This is a genomic window from Burkholderia sp. BCC1988 (assembly GCF_905339895.1).
Classification (GTDB): Bacteria; Pseudomonadota; Gammaproteobacteria; order Burkholderiales; family Burkholderiaceae; genus Burkholderia.
The window spans coordinates 201,345-221,324 of sequence record NZ_CAJPHA010000014.1 but is presented as its reverse complement, the minus strand read 5'-3'; the positions used below and the strand labels follow the sequence as shown (position 1 = coordinate 221,324).

General features: G+C 62.5%; 16 protein-coding genes and 1 pseudogene. 5 read left to right on the top strand and 12 right to left on the bottom strand.

Going from position 1 to position 19,980, the window contains the following annotated elements; genetic code table 11:
- Nucleotides 1-4 precede the first annotated feature (4 nt).
- From U4012_RS21350 to U4012_RS21340, 3 genes are read right to left on the bottom strand one after another with little or no spacing between them, the layout of a single operon-like run.
- Nucleotides 5-820, bottom strand: a complete 816-nt coding sequence (locus U4012_RS21350) for a TIGR02391 family protein (protein ID WP_321801283.1) — start codon at nt 818-820, stop codon at nt 5-7.
- A gap of 19 nt (nt 821-839) precedes the next feature.
- Complete coding sequence (locus U4012_RS21345; protein WP_321801281.1) at nt 840-1,319, bottom strand: hypothetical protein; 480 nt, start codon at nt 1,317-1,319, stop codon at nt 840-842.
- A gap of 12 nt (nt 1,320-1,331) precedes the next feature.
- Nucleotides 1,332-2,258, bottom strand: coding sequence for a hypothetical protein (locus U4012_RS21340; protein WP_321801279.1), 927 nt, complete (start codon nt 2,256-2,258; stop codon nt 1,332-1,334).
- Between the two features lie 148 nt (nt 2,259-2,406).
- Between U4012_RS21340 and U4012_RS21335 the strand changes: the two genes are divergently transcribed.
- Nucleotides 2,407-2,793 (top strand): helix-turn-helix transcriptional regulator, encoded by a 387-nt coding sequence (locus U4012_RS21335; protein ID WP_321801277.1) that lies wholly within the window; start codon nt 2,407-2,409, stop codon nt 2,791-2,793.
- 17 nt (nt 2,794-2,810) lie between these two features.
- Here U4012_RS21335 and U4012_RS21330 read toward each other — a convergent pair whose 3' ends face one another.
- Nucleotides 2,811-9,389, bottom strand: coding sequence for a hypothetical protein (locus U4012_RS21330; protein WP_321801275.1), 6,579 nt, complete (start codon nt 9,387-9,389; stop codon nt 2,811-2,813).
- Nucleotides 9,390-9,582: 193 nt separating this feature from the next.
- Here U4012_RS21330 and U4012_RS21325 point away from each other — a divergent pair, with 193 nt between their 5' ends.
- From U4012_RS21325 to U4012_RS35985, 3 genes and pseudogenes are all read left to right on the top strand, one after another.
- Entirely contained in the window at nt 9,583-9,753 is a 171-nt protein-coding gene (locus U4012_RS21325) for a hypothetical protein (protein WP_321801273.1), read from the top strand.
- A gap of 449 nt (nt 9,754-10,202) precedes the next feature.
- Entirely contained in the window at nt 10,203-11,582 is a 1,380-nt protein-coding gene (locus U4012_RS21320) for an MATE family efflux transporter (protein WP_321801271.1), read from the top strand.
- A gap of 35 nt (nt 11,583-11,617) precedes the next feature.
- A pseudogene (locus U4012_RS35985) lies at nt 11,618-11,692 on the top strand (transcriptional regulator); the annotation flags it as partial.
- A gap of 108 nt (nt 11,693-11,800) precedes the next feature.
- Here the strand turns inward: U4012_RS35985 and U4012_RS21310 are convergent.
- The 3 genes from U4012_RS21310 to U4012_RS21300 form a co-directional block, all read right to left on the bottom strand.
- Complete coding sequence (locus U4012_RS21310; protein WP_321801270.1) at nt 11,801-12,214, bottom strand: transcriptional regulator; 414 nt, start codon at nt 12,212-12,214, stop codon at nt 11,801-11,803.
- Between the two features lies 1 nt (nt 12,215).
- Nucleotides 12,216-12,527: a type II toxin-antitoxin system HigB family toxin gene (locus U4012_RS21305; RefSeq protein WP_321801268.1), complete on the bottom strand. Its 312-nt coding sequence runs from the start codon at nt 12,525-12,527 to the stop codon at nt 12,216-12,218.
- Nucleotides 12,528-12,612: 85 nt separating this feature from the next.
- On the bottom strand, nt 12,613-13,869 hold the full coding sequence (locus U4012_RS21300) for a tyrosine-type recombinase/integrase (protein ID WP_321801266.1): 1,257 nt from the start codon (nt 13,867-13,869) through the stop codon (nt 12,613-12,615).
- A gap of 58 nt (nt 13,870-13,927) precedes the next feature.
- Here U4012_RS21300 and U4012_RS21295 point away from each other — a divergent pair, with 58 nt between their 5' ends.
- Complete coding sequence (locus tag U4012_RS21295; protein WP_321801264.1) at nt 13,928-14,089, top strand: hypothetical protein; 162 nt, start codon at nt 13,928-13,930, stop codon at nt 14,087-14,089.
- Nucleotides 14,090-14,170: 81 nt separating this feature from the next.
- Here the strand turns inward: U4012_RS21295 and guaA are convergent, their stop codons facing one another.
- The 5 genes from guaA to U4012_RS21270 all read right to left on the bottom strand — a co-directional run bounded on the left by guaA (nt 14,171) and on the right by U4012_RS21270 (nt 19,881).
- Nucleotides 14,171-15,790: a glutamine-hydrolyzing GMP synthase gene (gene guaA, locus U4012_RS21290; protein ID WP_044843750.1), complete on the bottom strand. Its 1,620-nt coding sequence runs from the start codon at nt 15,788-15,790 to the stop codon at nt 14,171-14,173.
- 107 nt (nt 15,791-15,897) lie between these two features.
- Nucleotides 15,898-16,515 carry a hypothetical protein gene (locus U4012_RS21285; protein WP_044843751.1) on the bottom strand — a complete coding sequence of 206 codons (618 nt, stop codon included), beginning with the start codon at nt 16,513-16,515 and terminating at the stop codon, nt 15,898-15,900.
- 6 nt (nt 16,516-16,521) lie between these two features.
- Nucleotides 16,522-17,982 carry an IMP dehydrogenase gene (guaB, locus tag U4012_RS21280; RefSeq protein ID WP_059464274.1) on the bottom strand — a complete coding sequence of 487 codons (1,461 nt, stop codon included), beginning with the start codon at nt 17,980-17,982 and terminating at the stop codon, nt 16,522-16,524.
- A gap of 276 nt (nt 17,983-18,258) precedes the next feature.
- Nucleotides 18,259-19,086 (bottom strand): DUF2182 domain-containing protein, encoded by an 828-nt coding sequence (locus U4012_RS21275; RefSeq protein WP_321801259.1) that lies wholly within the window; start codon nt 19,084-19,086, stop codon nt 18,259-18,261.
- A 30-nt stretch (nt 19,087-19,116) separates the two neighbouring features.
- Nucleotides 19,117-19,881, bottom strand: coding sequence for a DUF899 domain-containing protein (locus U4012_RS21270; protein WP_321801257.1), 765 nt, complete (start codon nt 19,879-19,881; stop codon nt 19,117-19,119).
- Between the last annotated feature and the right edge of the window lie 99 nt (nt 19,882-19,980).

Sequence of the window (19,980 nt, the reverse complement as noted above, 5' to 3'; positions counted from 1 at the left end):
ATGCTTACGCCGATACAGTCGGTGCTTTCTGTGTACGGTCCAACTTGCGATGGATCAAGGAAACTAGCGTGAGGATGTCCAGCGCGTCTTGCTCAGACATGGGCCAATTCGTCTTGGGCGCGTGGGCAAGCGGGTTGCGCACAGCACCGAACAGGCCAATCAGCAGGTTCGCAAAGCCTTTCTGTTCGCTTTTCTCGGAATCAGTAGTGAGCGGCCCCAGTTCCAGAATAGGCTGCTGGCCGGTGAATGCCCTGTTCACCAAGTCAGCACCATCGCAGGTCAGGCCCGACAGTTCGCGGATCCGCTCGGCGACGCCCTTCGTCGCCTCGAAGACAGCATGGAAGTAGTTTTCGTCCACCAGTTCAGCGCGGCAGTAGTTCAGCACCTCGGCATGCACAACGCGACTTTCAAGCGCCGCTTTGAGCCGTCCTGCACGGGCACGCGCCGCGTCGAGCGTCGTGGCCTTGTCGGCGTATCCCACCTTGCCATCGTCGCGAACGTAGAAACCGGAAAAAGCGAGGACGACGTTGAGTTCGTCGCGCCGCCAGGCGAATGTCGCAGTGTCCCGCGCATAGTTCACGGGGTTCATCGCGCGGTTGATGAACATGATGAGATGGTTGCCGAGCTGATGCTGGTCCTGCGCAACAGCTAGCGCATTGAACAGCCGCTTCCACTTTGTCATGCCAGGCGACGTGTCGGCGACCTCGATTTCCTGCAGTAACCGCTCGATCTGCGTGCCGCTCAAACCACGCTCGGTATCGGCGAGGACACGGCAGGCAGCTTCAAGGTGCTGCGAGCTGAACGGTGGAATGCGTGCCATGAGTTCTCCCTATTGCGCCTCAGACCCACCTAAGCATGGTAATCATCGCTTGCCCGGCGGTGCCAACCTCCACATACAGAGCATGTTCGTAGCCAAGCTGGCGCTTGTAACCCTGAAGTTTCTGAAGGTCGATATTTCTGTCGACGTGGCTCGTTGACTTCTTGAACTCCAAGACCAGAAAATTCTCTCTCCTACCTCGTCGATGTACGATCACATCGGGAAACACGGTCTTCGCCTCATCATCTTCGCTATCTGGGTCTAGCCCCAAATAAGCGAGTTTCTTGGGATCTACGCCATCCCGGTTGTATTCGCAATCCACAGTCCAATCAGGCAAACATCGCTGGAGATACATCGCGAAGCGAAAGGTAATGGAACGTTCGTTGGCGTCGATACTGAGCAGGTCATGGTCATTGACCAGTAGCTCAGACAGCGCGTATGCCACAGCCGCGCCTGGAGAATGAAGGTGGAGATACTCGATTTGATCGCTGGACAGTGCCATTGCCAGGCTCGCCTACCGAAGACTCACGTCAAAGGACGTATACACTGATCGAAAGGTCGTCAGGATTTTCCGCCGGGCTCCGTCCAGTTCGTCGGCAACGCGATGCGAGAGCATGTACGTGGGACAGTCCGGCTGACCACATCCGCAGTGTTTGATCTCCCCCTCCCTGAGGCGAGTCACGAAGACGCGGCGCAGCTCGTCGACCTGACGACCGATCTTTTTCAGCACTGCCCTGATGCGTTGATCTCGAAGATGATGAATCGACGGAATACGTCTGATCTCGTCACCCTGGCGTGTTCGCCACACACCGGTGTTCAGTGCGCTGATGGTGTCCTCGATCGCCTGCTGAAAAGCAGGCAGGGAACATTCCTGCTGAAACGGCGTGCGAAATGCCGGTCGATCGAACACGGACGCCATCAATTGCAGCGCGTCGGCATCCGAGAGGTCAGGGAAGTCGTCCACGAACTTGCTGATCTGTGCTTCGGCCTCGGGAAACTCTATACCTTGGACGAAGCGGTGCAGCAGGTACTCGGCGCGAAGCCGCAGGTTTTCCTCGAACTCCGCACCCGACCATATCGTCACATGAGCAATTCCCAGTGAAGCTGCGGCTTGCTCGATCCGGATTCGGTTGGTGTCCGAAACAGCGCCGCGAGAAACGAACTTGAAGGCACCTGGCTTTCCGCCTATGGCATTGACGGCTTTGTCCATGTCGCTTTTAGCTTTCGCCAGTGTCAGCGTGTCCCGGTTCGCGCATTGGATGATGGTCTTGCGCGCCGGCTGGTCATCGAATGGCTCGATCCCCGAGATGTCCCGCCCTTGGTCGCCTCCCGATTGGCCACGCCAGATCAGGTCACGCCACCCCGCGCGCACGTGGTACGCGAAAACAAGTCGCTCGAACTGGGTGCCACTGTAATCCTCGAAATGAATCGGAGAAACCATTACCGTCGCCATGCCCCTTCCCTTTTTCGTGACTACCATTTCTTCAATACGCTGCTCTACGCCCCAGTGAGTTTCCCCGATAGCCAATGAAAGCCATCATTACTTCGGGTAACAGTAAGCCCGACAGCAGAAACTCATGGAGTGCAACATGGAGAATAACCCGTTACATAAAATCAGCGAAGACAGTGGAGCCCAGGAATCCCCACGGCCCATATCTACTCCCCTGCCCGGATCAAACGCCTACGACGAACTCCCGCAATTTCCAAAGCGCAGCGTTCTTCCCTTTCGCCGCACCATTCGCCGGCAGGAACTGCGCCAAATTGTGCCCTTGGCCGAAACAACGATCTATGAAATGGAACGACGCGGCGAATTCCCGCGTCGCTTCAACCTGACGGCGCGCTGCGTCGTATGGGACCTGGTCGAAGTGGAAGCGTGGATCGAGCAGCGCAAACAGGCCCCTCGCAGCGGCGTCTCAAAGCCAGATGTTCACCTACGAAGATCCCGCCCTGTTCGGACGGGATCGAGTACGGAGTGAGGAGGCAGGCCATTGTCCTAGTCAGGTGTTTGGCGCTCGACGAATATTCGGTACAGCGCCTCGAGATCAGACGACTCGTTTCGTCGAGCTAGCCATTCATCAGGCAGACCAGCGATCGCACGGAACCTCGGATAGATATCTCGCCGTCGATCGGGATCGAGCGTCGCGACCGCATCCTTGGCCTGTCGAGAGAGGTGTCGCGGTGACCAAACCTCGCCGCGTTCGTTTATGACGACCACCAGCGATCGATGCGTAAAGGCGCTGGTGTCCCCACTGCGTCCGCTCGACTTCCCCCTGTGATATTTCCGTAGCTTGAGCGCGACGACAAGACTTCGCCCAGACAGCTTCAGCAGCGAAAACAATGCGCTGCGCGTGACGAGTAACCGGTAGCCGGTTTCACTCCACGCGTACTCACCCCGTCCGCCCTCAGCTCCCCAGGCTTCGGCGCGATATGCTTGTGCCCCGTCCACAGACCAGTGGCGTACCACATCATCACCTGCGACTGTCCCCAACAGCTCTCGTGTCCAAGCCGATGGGAAAGGCCTGTCGAGTGCGGTGGCCGTGCCATAGGGATCGTGCCGATCGAGCTGGCGCTCTGTGTTCGGTGTCGTTGCGACCCATGGCTGAACCGTATGACCGTCGCTGCCGAAATTCCGGGCAATTTCATCTTCATCGTCAGGCAACCATCTAAAAAATGCCTTCTCTGAGAGCAACGTCATGACAACAGCTCGCGCATCGATGGCATTCGCAAGAACGCTTTGAAGCGTGACGCCTGTGTCTCGCCCGATCGACCAATGTCCCGTAACGGGAAGCCAATCCCTCACTATCTTGCCGTCCACCAGGCCCAGTAAAGGTGCCACCAGATTACTGTCTTCGCGCACGGTCCCGCTCTCACCGCTCTCCGGCATGGGCATGTCCGCTTCCTTGGTAAGGTCGAGCGGAAACGGATCGGTAAGATCGGCAAGCCAGAGACCGTCGTCTCGTGAGAGCGTGTATTCCCTGAGGAACGCGACCCAAGCGTCGCCGCCCCAGTCCTCACCAACAACCGCCCGTGTGGCCAGCAGTTCACCGGCAACAAGCATGAGCGCATGCCAGCCGAGATATCCCCCATACGGATCTCGGTCAGGAACGTATCCCGACGACCAGGATTCGTCATAGCTCCCTCTGCGTGGACAATCATGCATCGATCGGACCTTTGCGTCCCACCGCCGCACCCATGCGCCTATGCTGTCGTCCACCTCCCAGCCTGGACAACCGAAGACACGGCACAAGCGCTCGACCTGATTTCTGTTGAAGTCATAGTCGAGGTGAAAGCCATCCTCTGGTCGTGGCGAGGCGTTGGGCCTGGGGGCGTAGCAGAGTTCGCGATAGTCGCTTCGGGAAGCATATGGATAAGGTGACCGGTTTGCCGAGGCAAGCTTGGCGATGAGAGCCTCGCACTCCTCGGATACCAGCGACCGCGCAAGCTCGCGGAGTATGTCTATCGCGAACGCACGCATGACGACGTGCGGAAACTCAGCGGAAAAAGCGATTCGCTCGAAGAATGCGCGATGGTGAGCTAATACGGGAGCGCCGTCCTTCGCTACGCGAGCAAGGGCTATCAACAGCCAGAGCTGCGCATGCATGACGTAGAAAGGCAATTTTGCATCGCCGAAGGGCAAGCTCAGGGCAGACTGGAAGCGCTCAATCAGTCTTTCAACCACATCGAAGCGTCCGACCGCCGCGAAGCGCCTTACCGCATGGGCAGCGCGCCAGCGCATCGCTGCAACAGGATGACCAAGCCTCGCCCACACGAGCCCGGCCACGAATGTCGCCTCGTCGGCCGGAATCGCAAAGCGAGCGTCCCATGGCCCGTCTCCAACTTCAGATGGGAGCTTTTCGCCGGTATTCGCCAGAAACCGTTCGAGACCCTCCGCAATTGCGCTGGCATTGACATCAGGCGCCAGTCTCGCGGCAAGCGCGAGCCACGCATTCCCGCCAAGGCTATCCGCAGTGCTCCGGAGCGCCGCAACTACGTGCTCGACAAGGGTTGCGCGGTCGGCATGAAAATATTGCTCCAGACCGCGCCAGCCGCCCCATGCGTCGGTGCTTGACCTGGCGAGCTCAGCAGCGTGCTTGGTCGCCAGGCGTAGCCCCAGGCCAGGCAGAGCGTCGCGCATCGCCGCTGACGACTTACCCCACGCCTCCAGGTAATCGTCCAGCGCGCGGATTTTGTCAGCGAGTGTGGCAGCCGTTGCTTCGACGACGGCGCGGACGAACCCCAGGCGCACGGCGGGAGTGTTTGCTTGCCCGGCCAATTCGATCAGCGTTCGAACGGGCCAGCGCCGTCCCGACTGTTCAATCTCCTCGTCGAGTATCTGACGGTCGATGACGTCTGGATCCGTGAGGTCCACCGGGAAGGTGATCAGTGGTTCCGTCTCGGTCGACGAGGAAATGACCGTTTGCGAACCGGATTGAGATCCAAGTCGAGCGCGCAGGCCCGCGATTCGGGCTCGGGCTGTGGACGTGGCAGGAAGACTGCGCTCAGCGAGGTCATGTAGCCCTTCGATCGTCTCCCTCACGGGAGACAATTGATCCTCTCGATCAATCTCGACCAGGAGCAGATCGAAGAACCATTCCCGTTGCTCTTGAGGCAGGTGGCCAATGATCTCGGACGCGAAGCCCGAGATGTGCCACGTCCAGGTTTCGATGGGAGCAGCAAGGCCAAACAGAGCGGCAGCGGCTTCAACTGAGAGCTTCGAGTGACGTACGAGGACAGTCAACGCGGGACCGAGCGACAGTCCGAGCCGGGATGCGCCACGATCGTCTAGTCGTGCCAGTATTGCCAACGTCGCCCGACCAGCGGCAGGCACCATGGCTTGGGCATATTCAGTCCAGGGAAATTTGCCGTCTTCGTTCTGATTCAATTCGAGGATGCGCGCCAGGGTGTGCGCCGCCGCCGGCGAGAGTTCGGGGCCGGAGTAATGCCCCGTCAGCTCAAGCAGGTGGTTGGTACGATCGAAATCATCTGACCCAATTGCCTCCGTAAGGTCGAGCGCACGACGGAAATAGGCGGCCGCCTCTTCAGCGCTGACTCGCCAGACTGCGCGGGCAAGTGCGCCGTAGGACGAGACCCTGGTTCCGACGTCGGTATCGAACTGGATCTTGCGCTCGATATGGCCGGCGAGGAGGAGCGCAGCATCGTGACACTCGGGGATGCGCGACAGTCGCGCGACCGAATTGGTAAGTTCCGGCGCGAACAGGCCCGGAGCGCTCGCCGCCCACTCGACCATCCGCTTCGCAAGCGCAGCATTGAGTATACCTAACGCGTCGGCGAGATCGAAAATCACCCGGAATCCGGTACGTGCGAAATACGCTTTCCCATCGCGATACGGGTAGTTGGATGACTGCTCGACATCGCGAACAAGTCTGTCAAAGGCCGCGGTCAGCATCTCGCTTCGCACTTTTCCACGCGGCGGGCGAATGATGTCGGCAACATCCTGCGCGTAGTTCAGCAGTGGCAGGATCCGGTTGATGAGCGTGCGTGAGTAGTCCGACCGCCTTTCCTCATTGAGGCCATTGCGCCGCGTTCGACGGTGTCGAGTTCCATCGAACTTTTGTTCCGCCAGCTTCTGGTTAAGTGTCCGGAGGAAGCTCGCACCCCCCCTCGACCGTGCGCCCGCAGGCACCAACCCGATAAATTCGGATGGCGATATGTCGATCAAGCTGGCGCGCTTCCGACGCAAGGCGGCACGAACACCGGCGGCCAGCACGGTCACATGGATCGAGGGGTCGATCGGATAGTGACCTGAATAGTCATAGATGCTCGGCGACTTAAGTGCAGCTCCAGCGAGGATGGTTGCAGCTTCTCTCTCAAGGCCACGCTCAATCGCCAGCGCCGACGCAAGCACGCTGGCCATCGCCAAGCCTTCGTTTTTGCCATTATCGGAAGGTACTGCCGCAAGCGCCTGGACAAGCCTCCTGGCATGGGAGGGGTCGCGACCGACGAACGAAAGGCCAGCGGCGTAGAGTGCCCGAGATTGCAGTCGGCAACGCAACAACCGTGTTGGGACGCGCGTTTTGGGCGGATTCGGCGAGTGCTGGTGTCGATCCAGAAGATCGAACAAGTCCTGAAACTTGGCGAATGCCACACTCTCGGTTCGACGGGCGAAAAACTCCGCAACACGCACGTCATTGCCCGCCAGCATCTCGACATAGGCAAAGCCAATATCGTCCCATTGCTTTGAGGTAGTCGAATCGTTAAAACGTGAGCTGTGTTTGGTCTGCGCTGCCCAGTTGTGCCAGTCGATTGATCGCCGGGCGTGCCGACGGGCCTCGTCCCGGTCACCTGCGAAGGCGTTCGCAAGGGCAAGAGCCGCGTGTTTCCCCCCAGGCCAGCCGACATGGGTCGCGGAAAGCCGTCGCAGGGCTTCCGGGTCACGCGCCACAGCAACAAGATCGGGATGCTCGTATAGGAATCGGTCGGATCGCTCATGTCCTGCTGCAACGAGCGACGCTTCCAGCAACAGGCGCAAAAGATCGTCGCGCCGGTTCCGCTCTCCTGCCAGCGCTATCGCGGCAGTAATCCGCGATAAGCGGATGTCGCGCGCGCTTACTTGTGAGGCACCCCTTGGAACACGCAGATCGTAGGCTAGTTGGATGAGTTGGTCGGCATCGCGTAGCGAGGTGAGTAACGCTGGCAAGGCCCGGGCCGCATAACTTGAAGTGAGCTGGCGATCCTGGAGAGCGGCGATAACGCGATCTCGACCCGCCGGGCTCGCGCCATAGTTCGATCGGATCAAGGTCTCGGTCGGTTCATCGCGGAACATCAGGCCGTGTGGCGTTCGTTCAAGCAAGGGAGCAAGGTCGGCCGCAAAGCTTTCAACCTGCGCCGCGATCAGGCCGTGTGCTGCCGCAAGCTCTTCAATGGGCACCGGGGGCACCAGCAAGGCGATGCCTGTGAGCAGGAGATCAATGTCTGAATCGCTTGCACCGCGAGCACGTGCAGTTTCGCGCGCTTCGTCGAGACGCTTGCGAAGCAGAACATCGAGCAGATCTTGCGGCTCTTCCTGCGCGTCGGGAAAGGCCACGGGATCAAATGGTCGCCCGGCCGTGATCAGATTGTCGAGGCAGCGTGGGTTGCGCCCCGATCGAGTCAGCAGAGCGGCGATCTCGTCGGCCGAGGCATCCGGCATGCGCCGCCCGACTAGGGCACGTACTTCCGCATCAGTGAACAATGGAACTGCGAATAGACGATGCGAAGTGTCGCCTGTTGCCACAGGGAGCCGTTCAGTCCGGCACGATGCGATGATGCGAACACCATCGATCGGATCGACGCTGATGCTGCGTATGAGAAGGTGTGCGAATGACGACGTCGCGGTTTCCTGTGCGGCGAGCCCGGCATGGTCGATTGCATCGAGCACCAGTGAAACGCATGCGTCGCTGCGCGTTCGCCGCGCAGTCTCCACCGATTGGGCGAGGCGTCGGCGGAACGCCCTCAGCAAGCCCGTAACGTCCGCCACTGGCAACAAAATGTCGCACAGACCTTGCCCGGCCATGAGGTTGGCAAGGTGGACCAGTGTCCTTTCCGGAAGGTGCCGACCGTCAGCTGGATCTCGCCAGCGACCGGCGCCGAAGCCATCGAAAAGTACGACGGGGCCATCAGTTCGCAATCGATCGGCGAGACCTTGCATCAAGACGGTCTTCCCCATCCCGCCTGCAGCGTGGACGACGAGAGGAAAACCGGTTTCGCGGGCGAGGATTGCAATGTCATCAAGAGCATCGCGCTGAATGACCACCTCAACCTCGGGGAACGCGTCGGGCGTGGGATACAGTCGATCCTCGTGCTCCACCTCCAGCTCAGCCAGGACCGCCACCCGATCAACCCGTTTGTCTGTCTCACTGCCAGGACCGGCCTTGATCCTGATGAGATTGCGCAACTTGAGCAGGCGTTTCTCCGCATCCGGGTCGCCGGGTTCGCTCCACGCGGCGAGCGTCGTTGAAATCGCACGCTCCGCCTCGATCAAGCTTCCCTTGCTGCCGACCAGGTCCAGGCGCCGCAGCAGGTCAGCAAAGGGATGAGGATACGCTTTCAGGGCTTCCACGATCTGGCCTGCCTGGCGCCCTGTATCGCCGGTTTCCTGGGTGCCCGCGACGACCGCCGAGATCGCCTTTCCCAAGTTTTCGTGGATAGGCCTGTTCGTGGCGAACTCATACCGTACAACGGCGACAATATGTTCATCGCCATGCTTCGCCCTTAGCTCGGTATCGGTCGCGGCGAACTTGGTGAGAGTTGATGCCAGATCAGCAGCCCGAACAGCTGTTTGTGCGCTTGCGATCGAGTACTTGAACTGGACGACTGCGACTCGATGCGCGCCGGCAACATCGGTGGCGCCGTGGTATCGGACAAGATCGGCAATCTCGACCGCACCGGTTCCCAAGCTCTGCTCGTCTTGCTCATCGAAGCCCTCGAGCGTGATGGCGGTGAGGTCGGTTGATGGTGGCAGCAATTCAAGGGCGGTGCGCGCGGCCCAAGCTTCATGAAACGCGTGGCCAGCCTTTGACGCACGAACTTTATCGATTTCTATAGGCGCGGCGCCAGTATCGTCGTCACTCATGATCGGCTTGATTCATCTGGTCTATGTGATCGTCTCGTTTTGATCTCAACTCAACGGACTGGGCGCCGTTGCCAAGCGGGGATGCAAAGGCACGGTACGTCAACTGTGCCTGTGCTGCCTCGCCATAGCCAGCCAGCGCCCGCTTTCCCCGGCCCAGATCGACACCATCCAGTGGCACGTGCGGCACTCAGGCATGCCGATGACGCTCGGCCAGCGCGAGGAACACACGCCTGGCCTTGATGCATCTTTTATAAACTCCCGCCAGGATCTGAAGGTTTATCTTTTGGCAAAAATGATCACTCACAGTGATCTTTTTTCGACAAGAATAAACCATGCGCTGCCCATCAATCGTCGGCTGGTGTGACGATCCCATGGAAAACAAGCACTTGGGAACTTCTCACCAAGTTCGCAGGTCTGTATTACGCGCCTGGCAATCCGGGCGTGATGTTTTGGCGCAGCGGCGGCATCCCGCCCAACCCTCCCATGACGTCAAACGACTGGCGCGATGCCCCTGGCAAGCGCGTCATGCACGAGACACCATGAACTTCCTCCTTTTCTCCGCTTCCCGGCAAGGCGTTGTCTGGCTGCATCTGCACCAGGCGATGTTTCCGCCGTCCACGTCGCGGTCAGTCTCACTGGCCCGCTAACGCACGCCTGTCTATCCGCGCGGTCGTCTCGGGCGGAGCGCTCACGCCATCGCTTGCGCGTGGGCGGCGACCTCTTTTTTCCTTCGAAGTTTTCACAGAATTTCGATATGCAAGCCACGGTGAGCTGCGTCCCGACACGACGCGGCAATTAGTCATCGAGGGGACCATGTCTCTATCCAATCACTGCAATACTCCGCAGGGCGCGAGGACGTCCCTGCTCAAGCAATTCACGTCGCTCGCGATCCCGACGATCCTGTCGGGCTGGGTCTACACGATCTACACATTGATCGACGGAATTTTCATCGGCCGTTACGTCGGCCAGCAAGCGTTGGCCGCACTGAATCTGGTCGTGCCGCTGCTCTACATCCCTTATGCGGTCAGTGTGACGGTGGGCGTGGGCGGTGCCACGTTGATCGCCCGTCTGCTAGGCGAGCAGCGCGATGCAGAGGCGCGTCGCGCCTTCTCTCAGGTGCTGTGGGTGATGCTCGCTTCCGGTATCGCGATGAGCGCCGGCGTGCTGGTGTTCAAGCACGAGATCGCGGCCGCGCTGGGCGCGCAAGGGGCCATCACTAACGATGTCGTGGCCTATCTGTCGGGCTGGGCCTGGTTCATCGTGTTCGCCAACGGTCTCTACGCGATGGAGTTGTTTCTGCGCGTGGAAGGGGCGCACGCCGCGCGCTTTGGGTTGTATGCGATGTTTCTCGGCGCGCTTGCCAACGTGGCACTGGACTACTGGCTGATCGTCGTGCGCGGCATGGGGATGTACGGGGCCTCACTCGCCACCGGTATCTCGATGATGGTCTCGAGCAGCGCCATGCTGGCCTATCACGTCTGGCTCGCGCACAAGGTCGTGCCTGCGGCCCGTGCGTTCGGTGGCGGCGCGTTGCATGTCTGGCGCGCGATGTACAACGGTGCGTCGGAATTCCTCGGCGCCATTGCGCCCGCGGTCACGGTGCTCGCCTTTAACCGCGTGATTCTGGCAAATTTCGGTGAACCGGGCCTCGCGGCGTACGCGATTCTGGAGTACATGACGCTCGGCGCGACGGTCACGATCGTCGCGCTCGTGCAAAGCATGCAACCGATGATCAGTTTCTATCGTGGCGCCAGCGATATGCGTGCGCTGCGCGAGTCTTTCCGGCTTGGCGTGATAGCCGTGATGGGGTTCTCGATGCTGGTGGCCGTTGCGATGGCGACGTTGGCGCGGCCGCTGACGTTCGCGTTTCTACCGACGGGCGGTGAAGCATGGTCGATTCTCGAGCATGCGGTGCTCTGGTGCGCACTCGCATTCCTGCCTGCAGCCGGCAATTTGATCGTGGCGGGCTTTCTGACGGCCGTAGAGGCCCCGGGCCCGTCCGCCGCCATCGCGATGCTGCGTAGCTGGGTGCTGCTGCTCGGCACGCTGTGGTTGCTCAATGCGTGGCTCGGTGGCGCAGCCATCTGGTACACGCTGCTGATCACCGAGATGGTGACGTTGGCCATTAGCGTCTGGCTTTACTGGCGTAACGTTCGTAACGAGCGAGGGCTGGCGCCGCTTCCGGTGCCTTAAGCGTTAGCGGAGCTCCGTCCAAGCCGATCTATGAGATGGAGCGCCGTGGGGAGTTTCCAAGCCGTTTAAATCTGACACCGCGCTACGTCGTGTGGGATCTGGATGAACTTGAAAACTGGCTCGACAGTCGCCAGCAGGCTTCGCGTGCCAACCCCCGTCTGCGTATGTCTGGACCGGATGCAGGCCATACCGGGCACTACCTCGACCAACCTGCAATCTCAAAAGAAAAGCGCAGGGCTAACCGAGAACCGCTTGCTCAGCGCCGCGATGTGGTCGCGGGTCAGGTTGCGGCCACGGCCATTGAGAATCTTGGACACCAGCGACTTGCTGCCGATCTCCGGAAGGTCGGCCACACCCAGCCCATGCTGTTCCATCAGCAACCGGAGCACGTCGACACCGCCCAGCTTCTCCACACGCGCGTTGAATGCCGCGAACTCGTCAGATTCGTTTTCCCAACGCTCAATGGAACGGGCCAGAATCTCGATCAGCGGACGGTTGGCCTCATAGTCCTCGACCAGGTCATCCATCAACGCCAGCGCCTGGGCATAGTCGTCTTCATTAGCGACGTGGCTGATGAATCCCGCCTCGTCGAACAAGGCATGGGCTTTTTCCTTGATGGCGGCAAATCCCATGTCAATCAGCCTCCTTTCGATAGCGTTTGCAAAGCTTGTCGTACTCGGCATGGGTCGCGATATGTTTGACGTACATGCGGTTATCACGGAATTCGATGAAGGCAATCAGGCGAAGATTGTTTCCACCAATGTCGAGGACCCACCACTTGTCCTTGTACTTGAAGTTGTCCAGCGATGGAAAAACCTGCCGAAGCGCCTGCGGCGTATCGAAATCGCCGGATCGCAGCACCCGGTAGGTGCGGTCGATCGCGTCGGCGTCGTTTGGATAAGCCTTTGCCGCATCACTGAACGGCTTTCTGGATATGACGTGCATCTCGTTTCATGCTCACAGAAACAGGATAGGAAGAAGTTGACTTTTTGTCAACTTCCCCCATCGGGGCAAAATCAACCGGGGTAGCTCAAACCTGCGCGCTCACGACCGGAAGCGCCATACTGGTCGGGAACAGCGTTGGCGTGTAGCTGCCGCCCTCCACCCAGGCGTCGACCATGTTCGCCCACTCTTGCAACATGTGGCGCCGCTGCTCCGTATATTCGGCCTTGTTATAGATCGAGCGCGAGGAGCGGCCATCCTCGTGCGCCAAGCATTTCTCGATCCAGTCGCGATTGAATCCGATTTCGTTCAGCAGCGTCGATCCGGTACGGCGCAGGTCGTGCACAGTGAATGGCTCCAGTGGGAGGCCAGCGGCCTTCGCCCGTTCCGCCACGATCTGCGTGACCCGATTCAAGGTCGCGTTCGACATGCAGCGGTCGGCGTCATAGCGCGACGGCAACACGAACCTGGAGCCGGCCGCGCAAGTGTGCAGCGCCACGAAGATGTCGAGCGCCTGGCTCGACAGATAAACCACGTGCGGATTGCGCCCCTTCATCCTCTGCTTCGGAATCGTCCAGGTCGCGTTTTCGAAATCCACCTCATCCCACGTGGCGCGAATCAGTTCGCTCTTGCGCACCAGCGTCAGCAGGATCATGCGCAGTGCCAGCCGGATGGTCGGATAGGTCGCTACCGAGTCCATCTGCCGCGCCATCAACCGGATTTCCAAGGGCGACAACGCGCGATCCTTCGGCACGAAAGTCGCGATCGACGCCGCGCCTACGTCATCGGCCGGGTTGTCCACCTTCTCGCCATGCAGGATGGCGAAGACATAGACCTGCTTCACGATGTCGCGGACGTGGACCGCGGTGGCGGGTGCCCCCCGTGCCTTCACCTTGTTGCAGAGGGCTCGCAGGTCATCGGCGGTGATTTCGTTGAGTTGGCGGTTCTGGAAGACCGGCAGGATGTCTCGATCGACGATGTGCTTGCGCATCGCCTTCGTGCTGTCGGCCATCCGGGCGTCCGTCATCCACTTATCGGCCACGTCGCCAAAGGTCTTGGCCGCGGTCAGCCGGCGCTTGTCGCGCTGCTTCTCCAGTGCCGGGGATTTGCCTTGGGCGACGGCCTTCTTCGCGTCGATCAGCTTTTCGCGGGCCAAGGCCAGTGAGATGCCAGCCGGCCCGTAGCGGCCAATGGTCAGCGTCTCGCGGCGGCCGTTGAGACGGTAATCGTAGCGGAAGGTGACGGTACCGGTAGGCGATACCGTCACGTACATCCCATCGCGGTCAGAAGCCTTATAAATCTTGGACTTAGGCTTGAGGTTGCGCAGTGCGGTGTCGGTAAGCATCGAGGTTTTTCCTCCTGTTCGTGACGGCTTTTACCGTCAGGGATCAGGAGACCTGCTGATGCCCGGAAAGCCGCGTAAAACAAGCTTTCCTGAGAAGACTTTTACCGTCAAAGACGGCTTTGGTCTGGATAGTGAACGGGAGGGTCTTAATCCGGCCTTCGGTTCTTACCGCCGCTTCTACCGCCAACCTGTTTTGCTGGCCGGCGATAGCCATCGATAGTCGTTGCGACGTATTTTCTTTAAAATCAATACGTTATGACAGCTTCTCGATAGCTGACGATAGTCCCCGAAGGACCTGATTTCACTCCCACTCGATTGTCGCCGGCGGCTTGCCCGAGATGTCGTACACCACGCGGTTGATCCCGCGCACCTCGTTGATGATCCGGTTCGACGCACGGCCGAGCAGCGCGTACGGCAGGTGCGCCCAGTGCGCGGTCATGAAGTCGGTGGTCTGCACCGCGCGCAGCGACGTCACGTAGTCGTACGTGCGGCCATCGCCCATCACGCCGACCGACTTCACCGGCAGGAACACCGCGAACGCCTGGCTCGTCAGGTCGTACCAGGTCTTGCCGACGTCGGCCTCGCCGCACAGGCCCGCTGCCGCGTCCTGCGCGGTGGCGGTCGTGCCGCGCAACTCCTCGATGAAGATCGCATCCGCGCGACGCAGCAGGTCCGCGTATTCGCGCTTCACTTCGCCGAGAATCCGCACGCCGAGGCCCGGGCCCGGGAACGGATGGCGGTACACCATCTCCGGCGGCAGGCCGAGCGCGACGCCGAGTTCGCGCACTTCGTCCTTGAACAGGTCGCGCAGCGGCTCGAGCAGCTTCAGGCCGAGCGTTTCCGGCAGGCCGCCGACGTTGTGGTGGCTCTTGATCGTCGTCGCCTTCTTCGTCTTCGTGCCGCCCGACTCGACCACGTCCGGGTAGATCGTGCCCTGCGCGAGCCACTTCGCCTTCGACAGCTTCTTCGCCTCGGCCTGGAACACCTCGACGAACTCGCGGCCGATGATCTTGCGCTTCGCTTCCGGATCGGTCACGCCGGCCAGGTGGCCGAGGAACTGCTCGGATGCGTCGACGTGCACGACCTTCGCATGCAGGCGGCCCTCGAACATGTCGAGCACCATCTGGCCTTCGTTCAGGCGCAGCAGACCGTGGTCGACGAACACGCAGGTCAGCTGGTCGCCGATCGCGCGGTGGATCAGCGCGGCCGCGACGCTCGAATCGACGCCACCGGACAGGCCGAGAATCACTTCCTCGTCACCGACCTGCTCGCGAATCTTCGCGACGGCTTCCTCGATGTGGTTCTTCATGATCCAGTCGGGCTTCGCGCCGGCGATCTGCAGCACGAAGCGTTCGATGATCTGGCGGCCCTTCACCGTGTGCGTGACTTCCGGGTGGAACTGCACCGCGTAGTAGCCGCGCGCCTCGTCGGCCATGCCGGCGATCGGGCAGCTCGGCGTCGACGCCATCAGCGCGAAGCCCGGCGGCAGCTCGGCAACCTTGTCGCCGTGGCTCATCCAGACCTTCAGCATCCCGTGGCCTTCGTCCGTCTTGAAATCCTCGATGCCGTCGAGCAGGCGCGTATGGCCGTGCGCGCGCATTTCCGCATAGCCGAATTCGCGATGGTCGCTCCACTCGACCTTGCCGCCGAGCTGCACGGCCATCGTCTGCATGCCGTAGCAAATGCCGAGCACCGGCACGCCGAGATCCCACACGGCCTGCGGCGCGCGCAGCTGGTGGTCTTCGTACGTGCTCGCGTGGCTGCCCGACAGGATCACCGCCTTCGGCGCGAACTCGCGGACGAAGTCGTCGGACACGTCGTTCGGGTGGATTTCGCAGTAGACGTGCGCTTCGCGCACGCGGCGCGCGATCAGTTGGGTGACTTGCGAACCGAAGTCGAGAATCAGGATTTTGTCGTGCATGGCTGCGGACGGGATGAAGAGAATAAGAAAAGCAGCGCACGAAGCGCTGCGTCAAAAGCATGGACAGCGGCGTCGGGCGGCAGGCGGCTCGCGCGACGCATCGCCGGTCAATCCTGCAACGGCGGGCGGGCGTCGAATGCGACGCTGCCTGACGCGCGGTCGGATGCGGCCGACGTGGTGGCCGCGGCCGGCGCCGAGGGCGCCGCCGGACGGCTGACGACCGGTTCGACCCGCTGCCGCGGCGCAGAGGCCACCGCCGGTTCGGCCGGGCGCTTCGCGTCCCGGGCGTCGGGCGCCTGCGCCCGTTCCACCCTTTCCGCCTTCTCGCGCCGCCGCACGGTCGATGCCAGCCGCACGCCGCCGAGGCCCAGCAAGATCAGCGCGACCCCGGCCATCGCCGACAGCACGCGGCCGGCGGCCGCGAGCGCGGGACCGTTGCCGGTGCCGAACGACCACACGACCGCCAGCACGCCGATCAGCCAGTTCACATGGCCGACCGCACGTGCGACGGGCGCCGTGAGATCACCATTGAGCGCCGCATGAAACGCGAGCCACGCGAGGCCGAGCAGCGCGATGCCGAATGCCTGGCCGAGCATCGCCGGCTGGATGTTCGCCAGCTGCAGCGCGTTGAACAGCGCCTGCCAGGGCGTCAGCACGAACAGCACGCCGAACGCCAGCAGCAGCACGGCATCGACGATCAGCACGGCTCGCAGCAGCGGTTTCATCGGCGATCAGTCCACGTGGTAGTTCGGTGCTTCCTTCGTGATCTGCACGTCGTGCACGTGCGACTCGCGCATGCCCGCCGCGGTGATCTGGACGAATTCGGCCTTGTCGTGCAGTTCGTCGATCGTGCGGCAACCGCAGTAGCCCATGCTCGCGCGCACGCCGCCGACCAGCTGGAACAGGATCGCGTTGACCGAACCCTTGTACGCGACGCGGCCCTCGATGCCTTCCGGCACGAGCTTGTCGATGTTCGCCGAGTTGTCCTGGAAGTAGCGGTCCGCCGCGCCGTCCTTCATCGCGCCGACCGAACCCATGCCGCGATACGACTTGTACTGGCGGCCCTGGTACAGGAACACGTCGCCCGGCGCCTCTTCGGTGCCCGCGAACATGCTGCCCATCATCACCGCGTTCGCGCCGGCCGCGAGGGCCTTCGACACGTCGCCCGAGAAGCGCACGCCGCCGTCGGCGATGCACGGCACGCCGGTGCCCTTCAGCGCTTCCGCGACGTTCGCGATCGCGCTGATCTGCGGCACGCCGACGCCCGCGACGATCCGCGTCGTGCAGATCGAGCCCGGGCCGATACCGACCTTGACCGCGTCCGCGCCGTATTCGACGAGCGCCTTCGCGGCGGCGGCCGTCGCGATGTTGCCGCCGATCACCTCGACGTGCGGGAAGTTCTGCTTGACCCAGCGCACGCGCTCGAGCACGCCCTTGCTGTGGCCGTGCGCGGTATCGACGACGATCACGTCGACGCCGGCCTGCACCAGCAGCTCGACGCGCTCTTCGTTGTCCGGGCCGACGCCGACCGCCGCGCCTGCGCGCAGCTTGCCGTGTTCGTCCTTGCACGCATCCGGGTGTTCGGTCTGCTTCGTGATGTCCTTCACGGTCATCAGGCCGCGCAGTTCGAACGCGTCGTTGACGACCAGCACGCGCTCGAGGCGGTGGCTGTGCATCAGCGCCTTCGCTTCGGCGAGCGGCGTGCCTTCCTTGACAGTGACGAGACGCTCGCGCGGCGTCATGATCGACTTGACCGGTTCGTCGAGGCGCGATTCGAAACGCAGGTCGCGGTTCGTGACGATGCCGACGAGCTGCGGGCCTTCGACGACCGGGAAGCCCGAGATGCCATGCTGACGCGACAGCGCGATCACGTCGCGCACCTTCATCTGCGGCGGAACCGTGATCGGGTCGCGCACGACGCCCGATTCGAAACGCTTGACCTTCGCGACTTCGCGAGCCTGCTCGGCCGGCGTGAGGTTCTTGTGGACGATGCCCACACCACCCTGCTGCGCCATCGCGATCGCGAGGCGACCTTCGGTGACCGTGTCCATCGCGGCGGACACGAGCGGCATGTTCAGGGAGATGTTGCGGGTCAGCTTGGTCTTCAGGCTGGTGTCGCGCGGGAGAACGTCGGAAAAGGCGGGAACGAGGAGCACATCATCGAAAGTGAGTGCTTTTTGGATCAGACGCATGGCAAATCCTATGGGCGCAAAAGCGAATTATACGCGAAGCGCTGCGAATTTTCACAACACGAACAACGGGTTAGCCGTGTCCCGGCAGTCGGGGGCCGAATCGTTCGGATCGCCGTTCGGTTCGTTTTCGATCGCCTTTCGTTTCACCCCCGCATCGGCCCATTCGCGCAGCCGGCCTGAATCGGGCCGATCGCCCGCCGTTGCCGCACGACGCCGGACCTGCCGACGGTGCCTGCGCCGGCCCCGTTCGACGCGCGCCGGCAGCCCCGGGCGCCGCTAGGCCAGCCCGGCCGCGGCCCACGCGATCATCGCCGCGCCGGCGCCGATCGCGACACCGCCGACGATCCGCGCGACGCGAACGCCAGCCGGCGCCAGCCGCTCGGCGGCGACCGCCACGGTCACGACGGCCATCACGCGCAGGTCCATCATGCCGGCCGCCAGTGCGACGGCCATCAGGTTCCCGCAGCAGGCGCCGCACCGTAGCGCGGTACGCACACCGTACCGCCACGCGACCGCGGCCCGGGCTGCCGCCCGCGGCGCGCATGCGTCGTCCGGTGTATATCGGCAGCAACCGAGCCGGCGCGCCTTCCAGCCGGAAAACTGCAGCACGCCCGCGCCGAGCACGATCGCGCCAGCCGCGAACGGCACCGTGGCGGCGAGCGTGGGCAGCCGCGCGGCGGCCGCCGCCCAGGTAGTGCCGACCGGAAACACCAGCGCGCCGAGCGCCATCCACACGGAGAAATACGCGGTGCCCGCGACCGCGACGAACCATGCCGCACGCGCGTCGCCCACCGCGCCGAGACGTTGCCGATATCGCCAGAGCACCGGCGCCAGCACCGGCAGCATCATCGTCACCGTCATCGCGCCCCACATCCCGGCGAATGCGGCGAACGCGCGCCCTGCCTGCCATCCGCACGGCCTGAGCCACCCGGCCGACAGCGTCCAGCCGCCGGCCATCGGCATGCCGCCAATCGCGTCCATCGATGCGTGCTGCGCGAGCATCGCCCAGGTCGCGGCGGCCCATACCGCGACGAGCGCGGCGCCGAACACCCGCCGGCCGCCGCCCGCGGCAGCGGCCGCAGCCCGTTTCGTCGCCGTGCTCATCGCCCGCTCCCGCGGCTCGCCGGGCCGCGCTCAACCGCGTGCGTACTCGTCATGACGGCGCCACCACACGCCCGTCTCGTTGCGCCCGAGCGGCGCGCGATCGAGCCACTGGTACATCCCCCACAGCCCGTCGAGCCCGCGTGCGTACGTCGAATACGTGTGATAGACGATGCCGTCCTCGCGCACGAACGCGCTCATCCCCGGCCGGTCGCGCGCGTACGTGGCGGCGTCGGTGCCGCAGGTCGCCGCGAACTGGGCGAGCGCGGCGGGCGGCGGGTCCATGTCCATCGCGTGGCCGGCCCGCGCATAGTTGTATTCGACGTCGCCGGCGCGCTGCTGCGCTTCGGTGAACGACACGTTGAAGTCGAAGTTGAACTCGCCGCCGTCCGACGACGCCCACGGAAAGTGCCAGCCCATCCGCTGCCGGTATGCCAGCAGCTTCGCAAGCGGCGCGCGCGACACCGCCGCGAGCGTCACGTCGTGGTTCGCGAGGTGGACCGCGAAACCGTCGAAGCCGTCGGCGAGCGCCGAGCACGACGGGCAGCCGGCCTTGTAGTCGGGGCCGAACATGAAGTGATAGACGAGCAGTTGCGAACGGCCGCCGAACAGATCGTCGAGCGTCGCCGGGCCGTCTTCGGTGTCGAACCGGTAGGCCTTGTCGACGCGCACCCACGGCAGCGCCTGGCGCCGCCGCGCGAGTTCGTCGCCCTGCCGGGTCAGCGCCTTTTCCGCATCGAGCAGCGCGCGGCGCGCAGCCAGCCATTCGTTGCGCGTTCCGGTGAGATGGTTCGTCATTGCGGGTTCCTCCTTTCGATGGATATCCGGGCACGGCGCATCTGCCGTGTGCGTGGTGCTAGATTAGGACCGGGCGTCGGACCGGAGGGAGTGACAACT

Coding starts and splice junctions, on each gene's coding strand:
- U4012_RS21350 (WP_321801283.1), bottom strand. CDS start 820: ATGGCACGCATTCCACCGTTCAGCTCGCAGCACCTTGAAGCTGCCTGC.
- U4012_RS21345 (WP_321801281.1), bottom strand. CDS start 1,319: ATGGCACTGTCCAGCGATCAAATCGAGTATCTCCACCTTCATTCTCCA.
- U4012_RS21340 (WP_321801279.1), bottom strand. CDS start 2,258: ATGGTTTCTCCGATTCATTTCGAGGATTACAGTGGCACCCAGTTCGAG.
- U4012_RS21335 (WP_321801277.1), top strand. CDS start 2,407: ATGGAGAATAACCCGTTACATAAAATCAGCGAAGACAGTGGAGCCCAG.
- U4012_RS21330 (WP_321801275.1), bottom strand. CDS start 9,389: ATGAGTGACGACGATACTGGCGCCGCGCCTATAGAAATCGATAAAGTT.
- U4012_RS21325 (WP_321801273.1), top strand. CDS start 9,583: ATGCCGATGACGCTCGGCCAGCGCGAGGAACACACGCCTGGCCTTGAT.
- U4012_RS21320 (WP_321801271.1), top strand. CDS start 10,203: ATGTCTCTATCCAATCACTGCAATACTCCGCAGGGCGCGAGGACGTCC.
- U4012_RS21310 (WP_321801270.1), bottom strand. CDS start 12,214: ATGGGATTTGCCGCCATCAAGGAAAAAGCCCATGCCTTGTTCGACGAG.
- U4012_RS21305 (WP_321801268.1), bottom strand. CDS start 12,527: ATGCACGTCATATCCAGAAAGCCGTTCAGTGATGCGGCAAAGGCTTAT.
- U4012_RS21300 (WP_321801266.1), bottom strand. CDS start 13,869: ATGCTTACCGACACCGCACTGCGCAACCTCAAGCCTAAGTCCAAGATT.
- U4012_RS21295 (WP_321801264.1), top strand. CDS start 13,928: ATGCCCGGAAAGCCGCGTAAAACAAGCTTTCCTGAGAAGACTTTTACC.
- guaA (WP_044843750.1), bottom strand. CDS start 15,790: ATGCACGACAAAATCCTGATTCTCGACTTCGGTTCGCAAGTCACCCAA.
- U4012_RS21285 (WP_044843751.1), bottom strand. CDS start 16,515: ATGAAACCGCTGCTGCGAGCCGTGCTGATCGTCGATGCCGTGCTGCTG.
- guaB (WP_059464274.1), bottom strand. CDS start 17,982: ATGCGTCTGATCCAAAAAGCACTCACTTTCGATGATGTGCTCCTCGTT.
- U4012_RS21275 (WP_321801259.1), bottom strand. CDS start 19,086: ATGAGCACGGCGACGAAACGGGCTGCGGCCGCTGCCGCGGGCGGCGGC.
- U4012_RS21270 (WP_321801257.1), bottom strand. CDS start 19,881: ATGACGAACCATCTCACCGGAACGCGCAACGAATGGCTGGCTGCGCGC.